Annotated in this window: 17 protein-coding genes; 4 read left to right on the top strand and 13 right to left on the bottom strand. The window is 51.0% G+C overall.

The features are described 5' to 3' along the window. Positions 1-128 precede the first annotated feature (128 nt). Positions 129-2,078: a sensor domain-containing diguanylate cyclase gene (locus WH37_RS10830; RefSeq protein ID WP_046230826.1), complete on the bottom strand. Its 1,950-nt coding sequence runs from the start codon at positions 2,076-2,078 to the stop codon at positions 129-131. Between the two features lie 378 nt (positions 2,079-2,456). Between WH37_RS10830 and rpsD the strand changes: the two genes are divergently transcribed. Beyond that, on the top strand, positions 2,457-3,056 hold the full coding sequence (gene rpsD, locus WH37_RS10825) for a 30S ribosomal protein S4 (protein WP_046230576.1): 600 nt from the start codon (positions 2,457-2,459) through the stop codon (positions 3,054-3,056). Between the two features lie 162 nt (positions 3,057-3,218). Here the strand turns inward: rpsD and WH37_RS10820 are convergent, their stop codons facing one another. Together WH37_RS10820 and WH37_RS10815 are read right to left on the bottom strand one after the other, a co-directional pair. Then, positions 3,219-4,781 carry a flotillin family protein gene (locus WH37_RS10820; RefSeq protein ID WP_046230575.1) on the bottom strand — a complete coding sequence of 521 codons (1,563 nt, stop codon included), beginning with the start codon at positions 4,779-4,781 and terminating at the stop codon, positions 3,219-3,221. Between the two features lie 235 nt (positions 4,782-5,016). After that, positions 5,017-5,544, bottom strand: a complete 528-nt coding sequence (locus WH37_RS10815; RefSeq protein WP_046230574.1) for an NfeD family membrane protein — start codon at positions 5,542-5,544, stop codon at positions 5,017-5,019. Between the two features lie 282 nt (positions 5,545-5,826). On the opposite strand from WH37_RS10815, the gene WH37_RS10810 reads away from it, so the two are divergent. Further along, the gene (locus WH37_RS10810) at positions 5,827-8,946 is read left to right on the top strand and encodes a penicillin-binding protein 1A (RefSeq protein WP_046230573.1); all 3,120 of its coding nucleotides are present in this window, start codon (positions 5,827-5,829) and stop codon (positions 8,944-8,946) included. Positions 8,947-9,040: 94 nt separating this feature from the next. Here WH37_RS10810 and acsA read toward each other — a convergent pair whose 3' ends face one another. Beyond that, positions 9,041-10,765, bottom strand: coding sequence for an acetate--CoA ligase (gene acsA, locus WH37_RS10805; protein ID WP_046230572.1), 1,725 nt, complete (start codon positions 10,763-10,765; stop codon positions 9,041-9,043). Positions 10,766-10,943: 178 nt separating this feature from the next. Between acsA and WH37_RS10800 the strand changes: the two genes are divergently transcribed. Further along, entirely contained in the window at positions 10,944-11,579 is a 636-nt protein-coding gene (locus WH37_RS10800; RefSeq protein ID WP_046230571.1) for a GNAT family N-acetyltransferase, read from the top strand. 43 nt (positions 11,580-11,622) lie between these two features. After that, positions 11,623-12,840 (top strand): acetoin utilization protein AcuC, encoded by a 1,218-nt coding sequence (locus WH37_RS10795; protein WP_046230570.1) that lies wholly within the window; start codon positions 11,623-11,625, stop codon positions 12,838-12,840. 16 nt (positions 12,841-12,856) lie between these two features. On the opposite strand, the gene WH37_RS10790 is transcribed toward WH37_RS10795, so the two are convergent. From WH37_RS10790 to WH37_RS10750, 9 genes are read right to left on the bottom strand one after another with little or no spacing between them, the layout of a single operon-like run. Beyond that, on the bottom strand, positions 12,857-13,408 hold the full coding sequence (locus WH37_RS10790) for an NAD(P)H-dependent oxidoreductase (RefSeq protein WP_046230569.1): 552 nt from the start codon (positions 13,406-13,408) through the stop codon (positions 12,857-12,859). Positions 13,409-13,456: 48 nt separating this feature from the next. Beyond that, complete coding sequence (locus WH37_RS10785; RefSeq protein ID WP_046230568.1) at positions 13,457-14,692, bottom strand: ATP-grasp domain-containing protein; 1,236 nt, start codon at positions 14,690-14,692, stop codon at positions 13,457-13,459. A gap of 25 nt (positions 14,693-14,717) precedes the next feature. After that, entirely contained in the window at positions 14,718-15,938 is a 1,221-nt protein-coding gene (locus tag WH37_RS10780) for an MFS transporter (protein ID WP_046230567.1), read from the bottom strand. Continuing rightward, on the bottom strand, positions 15,928-16,863 hold the full coding sequence (locus tag WH37_RS10775) for a transketolase family protein (protein ID WP_046230566.1): 936 nt from the start codon (positions 16,861-16,863) through the stop codon (positions 15,928-15,930). Before WH37_RS10775 ends, WH37_RS10780 begins: the two co-directional genes overlap by 11 nt. After that, the gene (locus WH37_RS10770; protein WP_046230565.1) at positions 16,860-17,666 is read right to left on the bottom strand and encodes a 1-deoxy-D-xylulose-5-phosphate synthase N-terminal domain-containing protein; all 807 of its coding nucleotides are present in this window, start codon (positions 17,664-17,666) and stop codon (positions 16,860-16,862) included. Before WH37_RS10770 ends, WH37_RS10775 begins: the two co-directional genes overlap by 4 nt. Beyond that, a complete protein-coding gene (locus WH37_RS10765) occupies positions 17,629-19,524 on the bottom strand; it encodes a M20/M25/M40 family metallo-hydrolase (protein ID WP_046230564.1) in 1,896 nt (631 codons plus the stop codon). The genes WH37_RS10770 and WH37_RS10765 overlap by 38 nt, the downstream gene beginning before the upstream one ends. Next, positions 19,524-20,585, bottom strand: coding sequence for an N-acetyl-gamma-glutamyl-phosphate reductase (gene argC, locus WH37_RS10760; RefSeq protein WP_046230563.1), 1,062 nt, complete (start codon positions 20,583-20,585; stop codon positions 19,524-19,526). The genes WH37_RS10765 and argC overlap by 1 nt, the downstream gene beginning before the upstream one ends. Then, on the bottom strand, positions 20,582-21,904 hold the full coding sequence (locus WH37_RS10755) for a DegT/DnrJ/EryC1/StrS aminotransferase family protein (protein ID WP_046230562.1): 1,323 nt from the start codon (positions 21,902-21,904) through the stop codon (positions 20,582-20,584). Before WH37_RS10755 ends, argC begins: the two co-directional genes overlap by 4 nt. Next, the gene (locus tag WH37_RS10750) at positions 21,894-22,577 is read right to left on the bottom strand and encodes a hypothetical protein (protein WP_046230561.1); all 684 of its coding nucleotides are present in this window, start codon (positions 22,575-22,577) and stop codon (positions 21,894-21,896) included. The genes WH37_RS10755 and WH37_RS10750 overlap by 11 nt, the downstream gene beginning before the upstream one ends. Between the last annotated feature and the right edge of the window lie 24 nt (positions 22,578-22,601).

Here is a 22,601-nt window from a genome sequence, read left to right as displayed (position 1 = left end):
CTCCTTATTCCTTTCTGGGCATCTACTGACTATTGCCACAAAAACAACCTGCTGGATGCAAAAAAACGCCTGAGCACAATGCCCAAGGCGCTTCTCCTCTATTTTAAAAGATAATCTAATATCTGCTTTCACCCTACACCGAGACGAATACAGTTTCTTCCGTTATTTTTGGCATCATATAAGGCCATATCTGCACGATAAAATAGCGATTCGACGCTAATTTTATCATTTTCAAACGTCCATTCCGACACACCGCAGGATACCGTCACTTTAGGGTCCGTCTCCGCTTCTACGAGCAAACGTATACGTTCAGCGATCCGAAACGCCTGTTCAGAACGAATGCCTGGCAAATATACAGCCAGTTCCTCGCCACCCCACCGTGCAGCGATGTCGCCCTGCCTAATGGTGGTCCGGATAATTTCGCTCACTTGGATTAAAATACGATCCCCAACCTGATGGCCAAACGTGTCATTAATTCGTTTGAAATGGTCGACGTCGACGAGCACGAGTGAACCTAGCGGATCTTTGCGCTGACGGCTTTGAATTTGCTCGTTCAAGTAGTGGCGGGCGTGCAGCCCTGTTAAATTGTCCGTAATAACCATGCGGCGAACTTCTGCATGCAGCGAAGCGTTCGTGATCGCCAGGGCAACATGTGTGGACATAATTTGGAGCAGCTTATAATTGTCGTAGGAGAAATAATGAGGGTTTTTATGCGTAACCATGATCACGCCCACTACTTCATCTTCCACCATAATAGGCGCAGCGATAAGCGAGCGGGAGCCCGTGTGATCCATCATTTTAGATGTTACGACACGGGTTTGCCAATAATCTGATAAAATAAGCGGTTCTTTCGTGCGGTTAATAATGCCGCTAAAGCCGTAATCCGGCACAAATTGCTCACGTGCGAGCGTAGGAATGTTGCTGGACATCACATTAAACTGGTTGCGATCTTTATCCAATTGGAGAATCGAACAATAATCGGCTTCAAAAATATTAAGCAGCTCATTCGTCGCAAACTTGAATATATCCTTAAGCTGCAACGACTGATTCAGCCGTTTCGCCAGCTCATTAATGACGCGAAGCTCATTGATGAGCAAATTGGACTGCTCGTACAGCTTGGCATTCTCAAATGCAGATCCCGCCGTATCGGCCAGCAGCACGAAGGCCGGCATATTCGCAATGTCCCAGCGCTCAGCGTCAATCGAGATGCAGAGCACACCGTAAGCCGCCTGCTTGCCGTTCATTGGAACCGCGAGGCGTATCGTGCCATCCCGCTCCTTCTGCGTCATCGGCTTGCCTTCCATGAAAGCTTTCGCAACAATGTCATGTGCAGTATTTTTGAAAATAAGCGGCTTAACGCGCGCGTCGCCATTCAAATGGTCCTGTGACAAATACAGATTAACTTCGGAGCTTGGGTAAAGCTGGCCCAAACTGCTCAGCATTTCGGACAGCACGGAAGTAACGTCGAATTGATCATACAAACGTTTAGCTGCCAGAAAAAGGGCATCCCGCCTATTCGCATCCTTCTCCGTTCGTTTTTGCTGGAGCAGCAAATCCCGGACATATATATATTCGAAAGCGCGATAGAAGCAGCTGCGGAAATGAAGGGCGCTAAGCTTTGCTTGCTGCTCGGCTTTGGCGGCACTGCTTGGGGCAATATGTATAAATATGCTGAATGGCTCACCATCCGAACGTTTGCGGACCGGGACAGCAGCAGCATGCATAAGCGGCTCTCCAAACGAGACTGAAGCAGCGCTGCCTGACTCCGCCACTTGTGCAGCAAGCAGCTGCAGCTCATCGTGCCACAGCTCTTCCTGCCCTTTAATAGCGCCTGCGCTATCAATTAAACGCAGTTCCCAATCAAATAAAAAAGAACCGCCCTGCATCGCTTCCGTTTCTTCGCTTGCTTCTCTGAACCATTGTTCGAAGCTATCCTGAAGCAGCGGCATCATATATGGCCTGTCCGCATCGTTAATATCTTCGTGCATAAACCATATTTCAGGATGCAACTGCTCTACAGGAGCTGCAGCCTGAGCAAAGTGATTGTTATTTTTCCCATCTCGGTTTCGATTGTTCATCTGCAACACCCAACCCTTCTGTCGGTCTAAACAAGGAGATGAGCAGTCATCTATGTATGAAGAAGATACCATCATCATACTGTATTTTTAAGAATATTGCACTAATTAACAGTTGGTTTATAGGCCTAAAGACTCTATATTTATTCTAGAAAGCGCAAACGGGTATTTTTCTTGACTTTCTGCTTGAATTTCATATAATATTAATTGTTGAATACATGGGCGTACGGTTTTGTGTCACCCTCGAGAATAGGTTCACTGGCAAGCCTGCGGCTGAGGTGCTTGTTAGGCTCTAAGTTTTGACTTGAGCATTTGAGCTTGTTCCGCGAAACACAACCCCATCTTCAAAAATCCCATTTGTTGAAGGAGTTAACACGACGCATGTCACGTTATACAGGACCTAAATTTAAATTAAGCCGCCGCCTTGGTATTTCCCTGAGCGGAACTGGCAAAGATCTCAAACGTCCATTTCCACCAGGCCAACACGGCCCGAACCAACGCAAGAAATTGAGCGGCTATGGCGTTCAATTGCAAGAAAAACAAAAGCTGCGCCATATGTATGGTTTGAACGAGAAGCAATTCCGCAACTTGTTCGATAAAGCAGCTAAAATGAAAGGTATTTCCGGCGACAACTTCCTCGTGCTTTTGGAAAGCCGTCTGGATAACCTCGTTTACCGTCTTGGCCTGTCCAACTCGCGTGCTGGTGCGCGCCAATTGGTATCTCACGGTCATGTAACAGTTAACGGCAAAAAAGTCGACATCGCTTCTTACACAGTATCGCTTAACGACGTAATCGGCCTGCGCGAGCGCAGCCGTGGTCTGAAAACGATCAAAGAAGCTATGGAAGGCCGTCATCACCTGCCTAACTACCTTGAGTTTAACGACCAAGCGCTTGAAGGCAAGTATGTTCGCTTCCCTGAACGTGCTGAGTTGACGCAAGAAATCGACGTTAAACAAATCGTCGAGTTCTACAGCCGTTAATAAGGTGAAACGGCTGTCGCCGTCCTCTGGCGGCGCGGCGCGTTTCATTCCGAGAAATATAGAGAAAGGATAGCGTTAGAATATTCTATTCTTTCCTATATTTTAAAGGAAATCCCTGGTCATCCTATGATGCTCAGGGATTTTTTTGTTTGCTTATTATGACTAGTCGTTCTCGTCTTGGCTCAATTCCTTCGAGGACAGCAATTGAATCAACGTGTCGCTCGTTGAGGAAGCTTTCGCCGGAACTGCAGCAGTGGGCACTGGAGCAGGGACTGAAGTATTTTTCGTCGTCAATCCCTTCATTAAAGCATTAACATCAATGCCTGCTACACTTTTCAGCATTTCTGGCGCTGTTGCCATCAGGGAAGTGACGTAGTTGCTCAGACGCATCGCCCCTTCGCCATTGCCGGTATCGACAACCGTCAGCTTATCAATGCCTTTGATTGGCTCAGCGACCTTGCCTGCCAGCTCAGGCAGCATTTTCACAATAATATCGAGAATCGCAGCCTCTCCGAACTTCTCGAATGCCTCTGCCAGCTTTTCCTTCGCCTCAGCTTCCGCTAGACCGCGCAGCCTGATCACTTCGGCTTCCGCTGTACCTTTGGCGCGCTCAGCATCCGCTACGGCCAAGCCATCCAGCCGCTTCTGCTCAGCCATAGCCTTCGCTTCAGCTTCGATGCTGTACTGGAGCGCATCCGCCTCGCGCAGCCGTTTGGATTTCTCCCCTTCTGCCGCCTGCTCGACTGCATAACGATCAGCATCCGCTTTTTTCTTCACCTCGGCGTCATATTGCTTCTCTCTGCGCAAAATTTCTTTTCCTTCGAGGTCAATCTCCCGTTCTTTACGTACGAGCTCAACTTTCATTTGCTCTTCAACCACGCTCTGCTTCGCACGAGCTTCTTGAATGGCGTAGGCCTGATCCGCTTCCGCCTTCGCGGTATCCTGGTCTTTTTTGAAGGAAGCGACTTTGAGCTCTTTCATTTTCTCCGCTTCTGCGATATTCGTATCCCGCAGCAGCTCGGCCTTCTGTCCTTCCTCTTCGGCACTCGCCTTCTTGATTCTCGCATCCCGCACCGCTTCGGCTTGTGCAATATCCGCATCCCGCTTCACTGCCGCAATACGAGGCTTGCCGAGCGCATCCAGATAACCGTGCTTGTCGCGCAAATCTTTAATCGTAAAGGAGACAATTTGCAGTCCCATCTTTTTAAGGTCTTTGGCCGCCACGCTCTGCACCTCTTGGGCAAATCGATCGCGGTTACGATACACTTCCTCTACTGTCATTGAACCAAGAATCGCCCGCAAATGTCCTTCTAGCACTTCCTGCGCTTCGCTTTTCAGCTCTTCTGTCGGCTTGCCCATGAATTGCTCGGCAGCTGTCGCGACATCCTCAACGATACCGCCGATTTTAATGATCGCGACGCCATCCGCCATAACCGGAACGCCCTGCTCCGTATAGACCTCCGGAGTAGATACATCAAGCTTATGGGAAAGCAAAGAAAGAAATTCGGCCTTCTGGAAGATTGGCAGTATAAATGCACCTCCGCCTCTGACGATTTTAATGCGGCGGCCGCTATCATCCGTCATGACATTGCGTGTTCCAAGAAATGAGCCTGTAACAATCATCGCCTCATCTGGGCTAACGGTTTTGTAGCGGGCCCAGAACGCGAGTCCTAGTACAACGAATACAGCAACAACAATGATGGGAATAAGCAAAAATTCAGGCATAGTATCAAGCTCCTCTCTATTTGTCAAATAGCCAGTTACAGCAGTGGATCAAGCAAAAACGACTTCGTCGTCCTTCTGGGACGTGCGAAGAGCTTTGTCGGAGAATTCTAAGCGGATATAAGGATGAATTATAAATTCTTAGAATTCAAGGTGAAACGGCTGTCGCCGTCCTCTGGCGGCGCGGCGCGTTTCATTCCGAGAATATAGAGAAAGGATGGCGAAATCATATCCTTTCCTATATTTCAAGCTGAGAAACATACAGCGTATGCTCCTTTACTTCAATCACGACAATGCGGACGCCGCTTGGAATCGGTTCGCCATCAAAGCTTGCGGCAATTTGATTGGAATATCCCGCGCCTGCCGGCATCAGCACCTCGCCGCAGCCTATCGCCGGAATCGGTACCAATACTTCGCCAAGCCGCCCGGTAAAATCATGAATCGAGACGGCTGTGGAGTTTTCGCTTTCGCTCATCGGCTTCACATATAGGAAATATACGCCTCCGCCTGCGACAATCGCGACTAACCCAGCAATTACAAGGACAATTCCAGCTGTCAGTGGTGAATATTTTTGCAGCAGCAGCCCTGCGCCGCCAAAGGCGGTAATGCCGCCTACGAGCGAGGTAGGCTGAAGCCAGCCATAACCCTCGCTGGCGAGGAAATCAAGCGCTCCGTCAAAAGCAGAGCTTAGAAAATCGCCAAATATAACGCTTACAATTGCATAAAGCACGCCGCCGAACAGACAGCCCCAGAACAACGCCTCCACTATGCCCCCCTTTCTTCAACCAAATGCTGCTATAACTGTTTTTATTTATTACGTTATTTCCTTGGAAATTGTTTCAAAAAAATCAAATAAGCTTGCACAATTTGTCCCAAGCCCTTTGCTATATTTCATTTTTTCATACTAATTAATTCCTCTGCTTAACGGGTATGTTGTATTTCGTGTATCCATAACATAGCAAATGAGTGAAGTCAATCAGGTTCCCTCTTTTCGAACTGGTGTTTTATGCTATAATAGTTGGGTGTATTGGAGGAGGAGTTAATTCATATGCAGGAAGATCAACAACCATCATCATCCCGCAGAAGCGGCTGGCGCACATTTGGACTCGTAACATGGCTAACAGTAAAGTGGCTCTGTTACCTCGTCATATTCGTCGGTTTGCTAACGGGAGGAGCCGTAACGGGCTATGTTGCCTCTTTGGTTAAAGGAGAAGAAGTGCGACCACGAACCTTAATTGAAGAGAAAATAAACGAAAACTCAGTTACAGGCTTTGTCTTCTTTAATGATGATACCCTTATTGGACAGCTTCGTACGGAAGAAGATCGCATTCTAGTTGATTACGATGAGCTTCCCCCGCAAGTCATTAACGCCGTGCTTGCTATTGAAGACAATAATTTTGAAACCCATTATGGTGTCGATTTGAACGGTTTGGGACGGGCAGTCAAGCAGAAGCTGCTTAATGAAGATACGCAGACGGGCGGCAGTACGCTCACCCAGCAATTGGCGCGACGCGTATTTCTAAGCCTGGACGTAACCGACAGCCGTAAAGTGAAGGAAATTTTTCTCGCTCTGCGGATGGAGCGTTACTTGACGAAAGAAGAAATTCTTGCGGCGTATTTGAATAAAGTACCATTCGGAAATGGCTCCAGCGGCTACAATTTATATGGGATCAAGGCAGCCGCCAAAGGTGTTTTCGGCATTACCGATTTGAGCAAGCTGAACATTGCGCAATCGGCTTATTTGGCCGGACTGCCGCAGCGTCCTTCCGCTTATACCGCGTTTAACGGCAAAGGCCAGTTCAATGAAGGCGGCTTTGACCTCGCGATTGAGCGTCAATCGACCGTGCTGATGCGGATGCTGCAAACTGGACGCATTACCCAGCAGGAGTACGATCAGGCGAAAAAATTCGATATTCGCGGCTCGCTCGCGAAGCCAGTAGCGAAAGCCTATACGACGTATCCTTACCTCATGCTGGAGGCAGAGCGCCAGGCGGCGGAAGTTATGCTCATGCAGCAGGACCCGACACTGACCATAGCCGATCTGCGCAAGAAGGAAAACGCCGATCTTATAGAAGAAGCGCGTGAGCATTTGCTTCGTGGCGGCTATCAGGTGCATACGACGATTGACAAAGACATTTATAAAATGATGCGCGATATCGGAAATGATCCGAGCAACTTCACTCCGGACAGCAAGGAGAAGGGCATTGAGCAAATTGCAGCTGTCCTAGTTGACCATAAAACCGGAGCTATACTTAGCATGCTGGAGGGTCGTGATTTTTACGAGGAGCAGATGAACTTTGCCACTCAGATGACTCGGCAGCCGGGTTCAACGATGAAACCTATCGCCGCCTACTTGCCAGCCATTGATAAAGGGCTGATCCAACCGGCAAGCATCTTGGATGATGCACCGATTATTTTGAAAAATAGTGGTTCCAGCTATCATATTCCAAAAAATGCAAATAATCGTTACAGCGGTCTCGTTACCGCTCGCGAAGCGCTCAACCGCTCGCTTAACTTGCCAGCGCTTAAAATTTTCCTTGATGAGGTTACGATTAAGGAAGCCTGGAAGTTTACTAGAAAGCTCGGCATTACAACGCTGCAGCCAGAAGATGATGCAGCACAGACTGGCGTTCTCGGCGGACTCAGCATCGGGGTATCCGTTGAAGAATTGACCAGCGCCTATGGCTCGATTCCGAATCAAGGCCTGTACAATGATTCTTACATGATCGCCAAAATTACCGATGCTAATGGAAAAATCGTCTATGAGCATCAGCACGAGCCGACTCGCGTCTTTTCCGAGCAGACCGCTTTCCTGATGACGGATATGCTTCGCACCGTTATTTCAAGCCCAAGCGGCACAGCGAATTCACTTACTTCGCGGCTCAAAAATTACGGTAAAATCCCGTACGCGGGCAAAACGGGCTCTACGCAAAACTACGGCGATGTCTGGTTCATGGGCTTCACCCCAGATGTCACGCTTGGCGTATGGGCCGGCTATGAGAAGCCGATTTATACGCTCGAAGGCGCCAGCCGCAAGCGCGCCCGCGAAATCTGGGCGAAGATGATGAATCAGCTTGCCGAGCAGAAGCCGGAGATGTTTGCGGCCAAAGCGTTCAATCAGCCTGATGGCGTTGTTAAAGCCACTGTATCCAGTGCCAGCGGCAAGCTGCCGACGGCATTGACAAGATCAGCAGGTATGCTAGTAACCGACTGGTTCAACAAAAAATATATTCCTAAACAAGCGGATGATGCCCTTGTGAACAGGTCATTCATACGCTACAACGGCGTCAATTATGTCGCTCAAGATGCAACACCTTCCGATTTCATTTCGCAGCAGACGGTTATTAAGCGCAAGAAGCCGCTTGACGAGCTTATGGATGAAATCAGCAAAGTGCTTTCCCGCGTTCCGGCAAGCAGCCGAAGAGCGCTAAGCTATTACTTGCCTACAGATGCAGGCAAAAACGCGCCTTCCAAGGTCGATCCTCGCAAGGATGACGGAAGTGCGCCAAGTGCGCCGGGCAATGTATCACTCATATCGATTGGTCAGGGCGTAGTCAGCCTCTCCTTCTCCGCTCCGGCCCAGAAGGATGTCGTTGGCTTCCGGTTATATCAAGCCGTTAACGAAGGCTCCTTTAACAAAGTAGGAAATTCCATCCTGCTGGGAGACACCTACAGCGCAAGCTTCACCGTCAGTGCCAGCAACGGCTACAGCTTCTATGTAACAGCCGTGGATGTTGCCGGCAAGGAATCGGCACCTAGCCAAACTGTCCGCTTCGGCAAAGCGCCTGTCGCGCCTGAAGTCCCTGATCCGCTTAATCCGGGACAGCCTCCTGAGGAAGGCGGCGATCCAGGGCCAGAACAAGGACCTGATGTTCGCCCAACGCCGGAAACCGGCTTGGCTGCACCAGCAGCCCCTGCTGGTCTTTCCGCGCAAGGCAATGAAACAGGCGTTACCTTGTCTTGGCAGGCGAGCGCAGCTGGCGAGCAGGTCACGGTGTATCATGTTTATTTCGCCGCAGGCAGCGATGGCAAATATGTGGAAGTAGGTTCTACCGCAGAGACGAGCTTCGTCTACGCCTCGCCGCTTACATCAGGAGCGTTCTACGTGACAGCGGAGAACGCAGCCGGACAGTCTGCTCCTTCCTCGAAAGCAAGCATTGGCGGTTAAACGTTATTTTTCACAGATGAATCGTTCTAAATCAAAAGCTCCGGTTCCGCAACTAACGTTGCATGGAACCGGAGCTTTTTTAAGCTTATACTTCTTAATCCTCGATTGTAGATAAATCGCCTGTTGGCAAATTCAGCTCCCATGCCTTCAGCACACGACGCATAATTTTGCCGCTGCGCGTCTTCGGCAGCTTATCCTTGAATTCAATTTCCCGTGGAGCCGCATGTGCAGACAAGCCCACTTTAACAAACTGGGAAATTTCTGCCTTCAGCTCATCGGATGCCGTGTATCCTTCGCGCAGGGCGATAAAAGCTTTAATAATCTCGCCGCGCATCGGATCGGGCTTGCCAATAACGCCTGCTTCTGCAACCGCTGGATGCTCAACGAGCTTGCTCTCCACCTCAAACGGCCCAACTCGCTCGCCTGCTGTATTAATCACATCATCAATACGGCCCTGGAACCAAAAGTAGCCATCCTCATCGATATAGGCGGAATCGCCTGATACATACCAGCCCTCCAGATGAAAATATTCCGCGTATTTGGCAGGGTTATTATAAATTTTGCGCATCATCGATGGCCATGGCGTGCGAATCGCCAAATTGCCCATACGGAATGGCGGCAGCACATTGCCCTGATTATCAATAATCGCCGCTTCCACGCCCGGCAGCGGCTTGCCCATCGAGCCCGGCTTAATCGTCATCGACGGGTAATTGCAAATAAGCTGTCCGCCCGTTTCCGTCATCCACCACGTATCGTGAATGCGCTGCTGGTAAACCTTTAGTCCCCAGCGGACGACTTCTGGATTGAGCGGCTCGCCTACGCTGAGTACATGACGCAAGGTGGACAAGTCGTAATTCAATACGACGTCATCGCCTGCGCCCATCAGCATGCGGAACGCTGTTGGCGCACTGTACCAGACGGTGACGCCGTATTTTTGAATCGTGCCGTACCAATCCGCTGGGCTGAACCTGCCCCCTCTTACGACAATCGTAGCTGCATTCAGCCATGGCGCGAAAATGCCATAGGACGTTCCCGTTACCCAACCCGGATCGGCGGTGCACCAGTAAATATCATCCTCTTTCAGATCGAGGACAATTTGACCTGTATATTTATGCTGAATCATCGCATTTTGTACATGATAGACGCCTTTAGGCTTGCCGGTCGAGCCGGACGTATAATGCAAAATAAGACCATCCTCGCGTCCAAGCCATTCGATCTCGCTATCGGTCGATGCCTGCTGCATCTCGGCGGCGTAATCGACGATTACGTCATCCGTCTGCACCTCATCGCCATAAACGATAATATGCCGCAGCGATGGAATTTCATCGCGCTTAATCCGGCTGAGCAGTGCTGGCGTTGTTATAATCGCAGACGCTTCACTGTCTTGAAGACGGTCCTTGACTGCTGTTTCCATGAACGCTTCAAATAGCGGGCCGATGACGGCACCGATTTTGAGCGCTCCGAGCACGCTGATATACAGCTCAGGCGTTCGCGGCATAAACACAAATACACGCTCGCCCTTCGTTATGCCGAGCCCCCGCAGCACATTCGCAAATTGATTCGATTGCGCTTGCAGCTGCCCAAACGTATAAGCTTCTTCGCGCAAGCTGTCGCTGTAATAAAGCGCAACCTTATCTCCTTTGCCTTCAGAAACGTGGCGATCTATCGCTTCATAAGCCATATTCACCTTTCCGGTCTGATGCCAGCTGAACTGCTGCTCGATCGTTTCCCATCGGAAGGTTTTTACAGCTTCATCATAATCAACCAGGTTAGAATTATTGGCTACTGCTGGAATTCGCTCTTGATGTAGATCAGACATTCTATCACTCTCCCATCAAATCTATTACACCTTTACCGAGTGGAATACGCTTACATGGACGATTATAACATATCTGCTTTATTTTCGACCATGCTTTTCATTTGGCTGAATGTTTGCTATAACCATTAGTAGAGCAAGCTTTACCATTTAGGCAGCACCACAGAGAGGGGAGTATGCCTTGCAGCATCGCAAACACTATCAGCGAGACAAAGTGATATTGGCGGACGGACGAGAGCTTGTGCTGGAAGGGCCTGTTCCTGCCGAGCAGCTAACGCTGCTTAAGATGCATCAGGACCTCGATGCGTTTCGCAGGCCCGCCGAGCAGCATGAAGCGCTAGTGGAAATTGCCGCATTGGAAGAAGGCCGAATTATTTTGGCCCGGGAAGAAGATTGTATCGTCGGCTATGTCACCTTCCATTACCCCGATGAGCTCGAGCGATGGTCCGAAGGGAATATGATCGATTTGGTTGAGCTGGGCGCTGTCGAAGTAGCTAATGACTACCGCTCCTATGGGCTCGGCAAAAAAATGATCCAGCTCGCCTTCGCGGAGCAGCAGATGGAAAATCTGATTATTTTCACAACGGAATATTATTGGCATTGGGATTTGAAAAGCACGGAATTAAGCGTCTGGGACTATCGCACGATGATGGAAAAGCTGATGAAGTCTGTCGATATGATTTGGTACGCAACGGATGATCCGGAAATATGCTCCCATCCCGCTAACTGCCTGATGGTGCGAATCGGCAGCGAAGTACCGCTGGCATCAATCGAACAGTTTGACCGCGTCCGGTTTCGGCAGCGGTTTATGTATTAAGGATAGATCGGCGTAATGAGCCGGAGGAGGACGTGATTCGTTTATGCCGTCAAATGCTATTTTTGTGCATCAGCCCGACTGCTCGCTTTATAAATTTGGCGAGGAGCATCCTTTTAATCCGATCAGGCTGACGCTCACGGTTGACCTGCTTCAAGCGCTGGGTGCGCTCCCCGAGGAACTGTGGCATGAGACCGGCCGCAAAGCAAGCAGCCACATGCTCGCGCTGGCGCATCGCCAGGACTACATAGAAGCGGTTAGGCAGCTCAGCATGCAGACGCCTGCACCAGAAGAACAAGACAGCTCCGGGCAATTTGGACTCAATACGGAGGAGACGCCTTTTTTCCCTGGCATGCATGACGCAGCGGCAGCTATCGTTGCTGGTTCCGTAGAAGCGGCGGAGCAGGTGATGAGCGGTAATGCGCTGCATGCTTATCATATGGCAGGCGGGCTGCATCACGCTTTTCCAGAGCGCGGTTCCGGCTTCTGCGTCTACAATGACGCGGCCGTAGCCATCAAGCATTTGCGGGAAACGTATAACGCGAGGGTGCTTTATATCGATACCGATGTCCATCATGGCGACGGAGTGCAGTGGATTTTTTACAATGATCCCGATGTGTGCACCTACTCCATCCATGAGACGGGCAAGTTTCTATTCCCCGGCACCGGCTACGTGTATGAAAAAGGAACCGATGCGGGCGTCGGCACCTGCTTTAATCTGCCAATGGAGCCCTATACGGAGGATGATTCGTGGCTGGAATGCTTCCGCTCCTCCATTACGAAGGTCGCGGCCGCTTTTAAGCCCGACATTATTATTAGCCAGCATGGCTGCGACGCCCACGCCTATGATCCGCTGTCGCATATTCATTGCAGCATGCGCATTTATAGCGAAATGCCTGCCATCATTCACGAGCTTGCCCATGCATTTACGGGCGGCAAATGGGTCGCGCTTGGCGGTGGCGGCTACGATTTATGGCGCGTCGTTCCACGTGCCTGGGCACTCGTATGGCTGACGATGATCGATCATCCAATCGCCTTGGAGCTTGCAAGCAAAGCTGCTGCGGGGTTGGAGGAAGCTGAGCTCCCTCTTGGGAGCAAGCTGCGACTGCCGCAACAATGGCTCGATAAATGGCAAGAAAGCAGCCCTAGTGAGCTGCCCGAATGGTGGCTGGATGATTTGACGAATATTCCGCCCATTCCCCGCCGTAGTGAAATTGAAGCAAAAAATCGTGCCATCTGCGAAATCGCTATACAGGATTTGTAAGCTAGCCCGCTTCGGCTCAAAGCTCGAACGTCTTTTTCAAATGAGCCTCAAGCTTGGCTAAGCCATCTTCCACATCAGGCTCACGCATGGAAGAATAAAGCGAGAATGTAGGCAGCTGCTTAAGCCCGCAATACTCTTGGGTTTTATGTACGCTGAACAGCACCTCGTCCTCGCTTTTTCCTTCCAGGAAGCCCGCTGGATCCGAGAAAGCGGCAGCGGAGGCTCCCCATGTGAGCGACAGCATATATTTTTTATCGGTGAGCAGGCCGCCACGGCCAAACTCCTTCGCTTTGCCAAAGAATATGTTCGGCAGGTAAATGTCATCGATATATTTTTTGAGCAGGCCCGTAATGCTGAACCAATAAATCGGCGTCTGAAAAATAATGACGTCCGCCCACTGGAATTTTTGAATCTCCTGCTCCACCTCATAGCCCTCTGCAACCGTCGTTGTCTGAACCGTATGCTGCGCCGATAGCTGTGAAACCGCCGCGGCAACGAGCGTCTGGGTCAGCTTCCCTTGCGCTCTGTCATAATAATCATGTCCGTTCACAATCAGAATGTTCGTCATCTGCTTGTAGTCCCCCTGTAGGTGTTTAAAATGGCAAGCTTGCTTAGGCTACTGATAGACCAGCTCTACCTTACTTATTAAATCAAGTGCGGCCTGCTTCGCCTCCTGCGGTGTATCGGCCACAGTTATGACATAACCCAGCCTGTCATCCGAGCTTTTGGCTACGGAAATCTGGTCCCCTTGCTGAACCGATATATGCGAACGAACGATAGCGTCTCCCGGCTGCAAATGCTCAAGCCCTTCTACAGAGGCAACTGTGCCGTCCTTCTCGGCCAGCAAATAAGCGATCGCCGCCGCCCGGCTGCGGCTGGCATGAACATTTACAGGTTCTGCTAAATAATAATGAACGGTCGCTTCAAAAAAATCAACGCCGAGCGCTTGAACGAGCAAATCCGAGGAAATATTGTCGCCTCCCGGCCTGCCGTTCACTTCGATGATTCGCGGACCTTGCTCCGAAAGCTTCACCTCGACATGGCTAGGGCCATCCGTAATGCCAATGGCCCGCAGCGCACTTACCGCCGTTTCAATAATTTCCGCTTGCTTATCCGTATGCACGGAGGTCGGCAGTGTATGCGCTACTTCAACGAAATAAGGCAGCGGCGACGTTATTTTTTCGGTAACGACCGCAAACGCAGGCTCGCTATTTTCAAGGAAAATTTCCACGCTGAACTCCTGGCCCTCCAAATATTCTTCAACCAAATATTCCTCTCTTACTTTGAAATCCATATACGTTACTTTAAAATCCGAGATGATCGCCATCGCTTCCCTCAGCTCATCCTGCCCGGAAATAAAATAAACATTTTGGCTGCTTGCGCAGTTGGTCGGCTTAAGTACAATTGGATAGCCAATTTCACGAGCCGCAGCCTCCGCTTCCTCATAGGTTCTCACCTTCCTGTATTTTGCGCTTGGCACCCCAAACGCCTCATAGGCTTCGCGGGCCAAATCTTTATTTCTTGATTTTAACGCCGCTTCATAAGGTACACTTCTAAGCCCCAGCCGCTCTGAAACCTTTGCCGTCAAATGCGAGGCATAGTCTGTCGCCGGAATTAATGCATCCAGCTTGCCGAAATACGCTGAGCTGCGGATGGCCTCGTAAACGGACTCCTCATCTCTAATATCCGCAACAATTAAATCATGGTAAATGCCCTCATAGCCATACGTGCGCGGGTTATCCACAGAGGAAACAATCGAAATTACCGTGCAGCCCTGCTGAAAGGCCGCTCTTGCGAAGCTCACCCCGTAGAAGCTCGGCTCAACAAAAGCGACGATTTTAGGTTTGGTCATAGCAATTCTCCTTTAGTTAATGAATTTATATCTCCAGCGTTTTTTTCGCTTTCACGCTGCTGCTTGCTACAAGCATCCGGTGCAAAATCAGCCCGATGAGCATCAGCCCGCTCATGCAGAGAAAGCCGACAGCTGCGGAATAACGGTCGATGAGCAATCCCAGCGCCGAAGCAGATACGGTCTGGAGCAGCAGCGAAATAGCCATCCATACCGACATCGCCCGGCCCATGTAGGACTTGGATACCGTCTCCATCAGCGTCGTCGTCATGACGATTCGCAGTGAGGAGTTGCTGAGGCCGATGAGCACACTGCCCAAATATAGGACAAACGCAAACGTGTTGAACGCGACGGCGATTAATACACCGAAGGCTATCGCGAAAAATAAGGCAATCGTCGTATTTTTCGATAATTTCGCGGCCAGCGGAGCGGCAATGAAACCCGATAACAGCCCGCCAATGCCATAAAACATATCCGACAGGCCGAATACGACCGAGTCGCCTTTGACGGCGTCGCTGACATAACCTGGCAGCACGACATTATAAATCATCGTTGACACTAACGGAATAATCGCAATGACGCCGAGGAAAAAAATAAACGGGTGCTCAGCCAAATAGCTGAGTCCATTTTTAAAGCTGGAAACAAACGATTCTTCTTTATTTTCGACCGCAATCGCTTCATAGCTGACCCGGTACAGCAGCAGGCTGCTGACGATAAACACAAGCGCATTAATGAGCAGGATCACTTCAAAGCCCGAATATTTATACAGCACGCCTGATGCTGCACCAGCCATAAACATGCCGACCTGCAGGCTGATTTCAATTAAGGAATTGCCCTTAATCAAATCCTTCTCAGGCAGCAGCTCCTGCACCAGACTGCGGGAAGCCGACATATAAATCGTCCAGCCCATCCCATTAACGATCGTAAATAAATACAAATATTCAATGCGGAATCCAGTCCATAAAAACAAGCCCATAATAGCCAGCACAGCTGCCGCCCGAATAAAATAGGTCCACTGAATGATCGCTTTGCGATTAAACTTGTCAGTCAAGCTGCCGACAAACGGCGAAATTAGAAAGCCGGCGATTACATTGAGCGACAGCATAAACCCGATCGCGCTGATTGAGCCCGTCTGGTCCATTAGAAACCAGTTGGCGCCAATGGTGCTCATCCCTACTCCGAAGCCGGAAATAATGTCCGAGAGAAAAAAATAACGGAATTTCGCTGGCCGCAGCACACTAAAAATCATCGGTATCTCCTCCGAGCTCTGCGATCTGCCTTGTCAGCGCTTCATAGCCAAAACCTAAATAGTGCAGCACATCTGCATGGCTGCCGCCATATATCGGCCATGCCTCGCCGCAATCATGCGAGTAGACTCTGCTCTCCGGCAGCAGGAGGGCGAGACTGGACGCTGTACCGCCAGACGCGCGATGCTCCTCTACGACGAGGAGGGTTCCCGCTGCCGCTTGCAGCTCCGCTTTATAACGCTTCAAGCTGTCGCGATCGACATAGCAGAGATGCGCATGGTTGACTCGCTCGTTTTCCTTGTAGATCTGGCTGCATATTTCTGTTGCCTGCTCGCCAATCGACACCAGGCACAGCAACGCATCGCTGCGCACAGCGCCTTCGAACAGCAGCTCGCGGCAGCTGCCCGACCCATCACGGGCGAGGCTGTCGAACTTGTCATTGCGCGACAGGCGGATGTAGTATGGCTCATTCGACGCTGCGGCCTCCTGTACAACCCGCCTCGTCTCCGCTTCCCCATGAGGACAGGCGATGCGGATGTTCTGAAACGTTTGGATAACCGCGATGTCCTCCAGACAATGATGCGTTGTTCCGAACCAGCCGCCCGATACACCGCCATAAGCGGCGACGATTTTAATATTTTCACCCATATACCCTAGCGCCAGCTTCACACCTTCCGCTGCCCGCAAAGCAGCAAATGACGCAAAGGTCGAGAAGAACGGCACGAAGCCTGCCTTCGACAGCCCCGCAGCAATACCTACACTGGCAAGCTCTGCAATGCCTAGATTGAAGAAACGATCCGGATAACTTTGCTGAAAAGGATGCTCTTTTCCGCCTAAGTCCGCCTCCAAGCAAATAATATTCGCATTATCCGCTGCCAGCTTCGTTAATTCGTCTTTATAGGCCTCTCTTGCTGCCAAGCTGCTCATTGCAAGCCCCTCTTCCATTTCAGCGCTATTTTCTCAGAAATTTTGGCATAGTGGGCATGTGGATTGCCTTCTATGGCAGCTACGCCCTTGCCCTTCACCGTATGGGCCAAAATCGCCAGTGGCTTCTCCCCGTCCGGCTCCAGCGCCGCAATAATTTGCCCGAGATCATGGCCGTCGATCTCCTTCACCCGAAAGCCAAACGCTTCAAAGCGCTCCCGCAAATTCGGCAGCGGCGATATGTCGGCTAGCAGGCCATCGTTTTGACCCCCGTTGCAATCGACGACATAAATGAAATTCGTAATGTCCTTCGCCTGTACGAGCTGTGCCGTTTCCCAACACAATCCTTCCTGAAGCTCTCCATCGCCGCCAATGGCAATGCCGACCCCGCTCGTGCGCCGCAGCTTCTGTCCGAGTGCCCAGCCGGCTGCATAGGCTACCCCATGCCCCAGACTGCCCGTCGCAAACGGAATGCCCGGCAGCTTCGGATTGGGATGCCCGGTGAACAGCGAATCTGCCCCGCCATAGGAGGCAGCAGGATCATCGGATAATATCCCGTACTGATATAGCGCCGCATATAAAGACGCTGCTGAATGTCCTTTGCTCAGCACGATGGCCGTATCCGCGTCATGATGATATTTTGCATAGGCGCCAATGAGCAAATCGATGACCGACAAGCTGCCCCCGATATGGCAGCCCGTCTCGCGAGCCGCCATATCGATAATAGAGCTGCGCGCAGCCTGCGCCTTCGCCAGCAGCTCTTCAAGCTCAGCTGAATGACTTGGCGACTGTACCAACGTATCCATAGGAACCCTCCTCCGATCTTAGGCGATACCATTCCTCAATGGCTCCCTGCAAAATGGCTCTCGCGCCATGTACCTCGCTTAGCTGCAAATACTCCTCATTCGTATGATCGAGGCTTGCATCACCTGGGCCGTAAGCGACCATCGGCACGCCCTCCCAGGTCGTAGCCAGCGTGTTCATATCGCTTGTTCCGCGCTTTTTAATATAATGAATCGCTTTCCCCTTGCTCGCAAAGCTGCGTACAAAAGCTTTCACTAATGGGCTGTTGCGCGGATTTGCAAAGCCTGGCGTAGCACGCAGCACCGTTACAGACACGCCATCGCCATAATCAAGCTGGATCTGCTTCGCATAATCCTTGCCCGCAAGCGGAGAAATTCGAAAATTTAAAATGCCCGTAGCACTAAGTATTCCTTTATGATTACTATGTTTTATATCAATAAGAGATGACAAACTGCTCGGATCAACACTCCCGACCCGCTCCCGGATATCCGCCACAATCGTATAAAGCTGATCCAGCACGCTAATGCTGTCCTTGCCAGCGGAATGCTCCTGCGGCTTGCTAATCGAGATGCTCAGCTTGTACAGCCCATAATAGCCGAGCGTCAAGCTGTCCTCCCCGCTCGGCTCGCCGATAATGACCGCATCCGCCCGATAATGATCCCTTACGTAAAACGCCCCCTTGGACGAAGATACCTCCTCCTCCACCGCTCCAATGACGAGCAGCGAACCATCCTCAGGCACCTCTGCGTCATACAGCATTTGTATAAAACTCAGCAGGCTGCCCTTGGCATCCACCGTTCCACGGCCAGCAATTCGCTCCTCATCGCAGGCAACCTGCCAATTGTAGGGCACGGTATCCAGATGACCGAGCAGCAGCAGCTGGTTAGGCCCATTCCCTTTACGGAACACCACATTGCCCGCCTCATCGACAAAACCGTTTACCCCTGGCAGTTGAACGGCATTCAGCAAATAGCCCGCAAGCACTGACTCGTCGCCAGACACCGACGGAATTCGAATCGCTTTTCTAAGCAAATCCGTTCCGCTGGCATCCCGCTGCATATTCCAAAACCACGTTTTTCCCGTGCCCGGTCGATTCAGCGAATGGGGGCCCGTTATGCTTACATCGCAAATGCCTTTGCTGATGGCATGATTCGCCGCCCGTACCTTTTGCTTCATCCGTCCTTTGATGGAATGAATTTCATCGCCCAGATAAACGTCGGATATCGTAGAAGCCGGTTCATCCACATTTCGCAAAAGTCCCGCCGTACCCGTCACAAATCGCAAATGCTCGGCTGCAAGCTCGGTTGCAAGATGGGCAGCCAGCATGTCCGCATCGATGTTAATATATTCCCCTAGCTCGCGGTCATAAATAGGCGGTGTCAAGCATACGACGTCAAATACCTGCAAGGCACCCTGTAGAAAATCGACGTTGCAGCCTGTAAAAGAGCCGAACAGGGAATCGCGAACGATAACGGTTTTGCCATCGACAATAGCTTTGATCGGCTTCGATTTTTGTCCAAATACAACCTCGTTATCGCCGCCGATTTGGGCGAATACTTTAAGCTGGTAGCTTTTTAATTGCTCATGGACCTTCGCTAAAATAAACTCCTGATACGCCGCCCGAATGAGCGGCATCTCAGATGGAGAGCAGTACCGCGCCTCGTCTCCATTGGCTAAAGCGAGAACCGGAATACTCCGGTTCAGCTGCTCGTATTTTTGCCGGATGCCTTCTGCTCCACCCGCTACGAGCAGCACCTTTTTCCCTTTTTGCACCAGATCATTGAGCTCGGCAAACACTTCAGGATGGTGCACAATCGTGCTGCTCCCGAGTTTAATGACGTACAAGCTCTGGCTCGACATTAAGGCCACGCCCCCTCTAGCTCAAATTGTAAGCCTGCCTCCTCCGCAATGCCGCTGTACAGGTTCGCGGCTTGAATGGCTTGCCCCGCCGCTCCTTTAATCAAGTTGTCGATCGAGGCGATCGATACACAATTGCGGCCCTCAACATAAGCACCAACTTCAGCGTAATTCGTCCCGGCTGTCGTTTTGATCATCGGATACGAATAGGAGCCGTTTTTGGAATTGAAATAATGGACAAATGGCTTTGCCGCGTAGGCGCCATAAAATGCTTTTTTCACATCGATTTCGCTCGCATGTTCTTTCAGCAGCGAGTAGGACGTAACGAGAATACCCCGCGGCAAATCCAGGCTGTGTACGGAAAATTGCAGCTCCACGGAACGTTCCAGATGCTCTTGGAGCGCAAACTCGATTTCCGGCCTATGGCGATGCCCATGCACCTTATAAGGACGGAAATTATGGGCACGCTCCGCATGATGCTCTGTGCTCGCCTTGCCGCCGCCGCTGGAGCCCGTCTTGGCGTCCGAGATGACGCGCGGCTCAATCAGATTAGCTGCCAGCAGCGGAAACAGCGTATAAATCGTTGCGACCGCCATACAGCCAGGCAGATTGACGACCTTAGCCTCCAAATTGATGTCGCTAAACTCCGGAATAAAATAATGGCTGCCCCCTTGCGCCGGATGGCTGAGGCTTTCTGGATAATGCTGCCGCAGCAGCTCCTGATCGTTTAGGCGATAATCTCCGCTGACATTAATCACATACTCGGCATGCTCGGCAATATGGTCGATATGGCGGGGCAATACCCCGGTCGGCAGGCAGGAAAATATGAAATCATAATGTCCATCCAGCGCCGCCAGCTTCTGAAACTTTCCACCATCCGCCCGTTTCTGCCGCGCCGACGAAACAAAAAATTTATCCAGCGGCAGCCCCTCCTTCGATTCTGAGGATACAAAATCAACTTTAAAATAAGGATGCCGCTTTAGCAGCCGGTACAGCTCCCCGCCTGTAAAGCCATTGCCGCCCAAAATGGCGACGCGCTTCACGCTGCTCCCGTTTACACTCATCCGAGTCTCGCATCCCTCTCATATGATTTTTTGGCCGCCGTGTTCTGAAGCACGAGTTCACGAATAATCGCCGGGTTCGCGTCTATTTTCTGAAACGCCAGCGCATAAGCAGCTATGCGCTCATATTCAATTGGCGAACGCAGCTCCCGGCAGATGGTCAGCGTCGAGCGCAGCATTTTCAGCGTCTCAGGGAAATGGTCGATGTGGTAACCAAAGTCTTTGCGCTCCGACAGCGTAAATGGATACCCTCGCCCGAACCCTTTGCGATTTTGAAAAGGCAGATGGCCCGGAATCGGCACGTTTTGCCATTCCCGTGCAAACACGCCTTCGCTTGATGCCAGCTCCTGAATAGCCTCTTTCACTTGATAATCCGGCAAATCTCCCAGCCCTGCCGCTTCCGGGTCCAGCTTAATCCGGTACATATTGTAGCTATGCTTATGCCCAACAGGTACATGCGGCCCTTTAAACAGCTTCGTTTGCGCTAAAATATTCGTTAAATAGCTCGCATTTCTCGCCCGGATCGCATCATAATACGGCAAACGATCCAGCTGGCTAATGCCAAACGCCGCAGCGATCCAAGACATGCGGTAATCAATGCCCGTCTCTTGTAGAAAGGTCAGTGCCCGTTCATAATCCTCCCGCCCCTTGAAAAAGGCGATGCCGCCCTCTCCGCCTACTGGGAAGTTTTTGTCCGCCATTAAGCTTTGCCCCGCTCCATCTCCGATAGACCCGCACAGCTGGCCGCCAATGGAGGCAGAATGCGCATGGGAAGCATCCTCCACCAGCCGCAGCTTGTGCTTGTCAGCGAGCGCCCTGAGCTGCGCCAAATCAGCTGGCAAGCCATGGACATGGACCGGCATAATGACCTTCGTCCTCGCCGTGATCGCCTGCTCCACCAGCGCGGGATTCAAGTTATAGGTTAGTGGATCGATATCCACAAATACAGGAATCGCTTTCGCCGCCACAACGGCCTGTGCGGTCGCAATAAACGTAAACGCTGGAACGATGACCTCATCTCCTGGCTGTACGCCAACGCCAACGAGTGCCAGATGCAGGCTTGACGTTCCGCTTGCGGTAGCTATCGCATAATTCGCCCCGACGTAGCTGCGGTATTTTTCCGTAAACTCATCGATCACAGCTTCCGGGCTTTGCTGAATCGACACTAGCATTTGCACGATGTCTTCTTTCGTAATGGAAGGAAAGGTCGTCTTCCGGCTATCCTCGGGAATGACCGCTGGTCCCCCATAATAAGCAAGCTGCTCATTAATCCAGGCTTCCGACGGCAAGCTCAGCGGCTTGCGGATAAAATCAGTCTTCATGGCTGCTGTTCCTCCTTAAAAGCGATAATTTGACGCATGCCGCCACGAGCGGGCTGAGCCTATAGTTGAACTGTGCGCCCGGCTGAATGTCCGGCTCCGCCTCCTCCTGCGTCCACATCGTCTTCAAGTCGAAGGCGCCGAATATTTTCAGACGCTCAGCTTTGGTCCATACGCTCTCGTCATTAACCGAGATAGAGGCGCAGGGGCCGAAGCCAAGCTCCGTAAAATCCAGCACCAGCACTGGCGACTGCTGCAGCTTAGGCAGCAGCTCCTGCTCGATGCGTGACAAATTATCCCATGTAACAGTAACCTTCTCGAAGCCTTGTGAAACTTCCGAATCTGTCACCAGCCCTACTCCGAGCCAGTTTACAAAACGCTGGTCCTGCTCGCTCGCTCCCTCCAGGCGCGTCAGCGAGCCATGTACGATATCCTGTCCCCAAAGCGCAGCATGCACCGCGCCCGTATAGCTGTTAAACAAGGAAACATATTTGCTTTGTGTTAGCTTGCCGATGCTTTTCTCAAGCCCCTTTAGTTCACTCTCATTTTTTTCAATACTCATAATGACGCCGGAATTCAGCACACGGGATAAAACAAAGGAAAGCGAAAAATATTGCTCCTTTTTGATTACTGGTGTCACCTTCTCTGGAGCTGTAATAATTGTCGTATGGGCCATTGCCGATTCTCCTTTATCCTTAGC

Origin of the sequence: Paenibacillus algorifonticola, assembly GCF_000971975.1 — a bacterium.
In the GTDB taxonomy this organism is placed as follows: domain Bacteria; phylum Bacillota; class Bacilli; order Paenibacillales; family Paenibacillaceae; genus Pristimantibacillus; species Pristimantibacillus algorifonticola.
The sequence above is the reverse complement of the archived record's forward strand: the minus strand, read 5'-3'. Positions and strand labels throughout refer to the sequence as shown.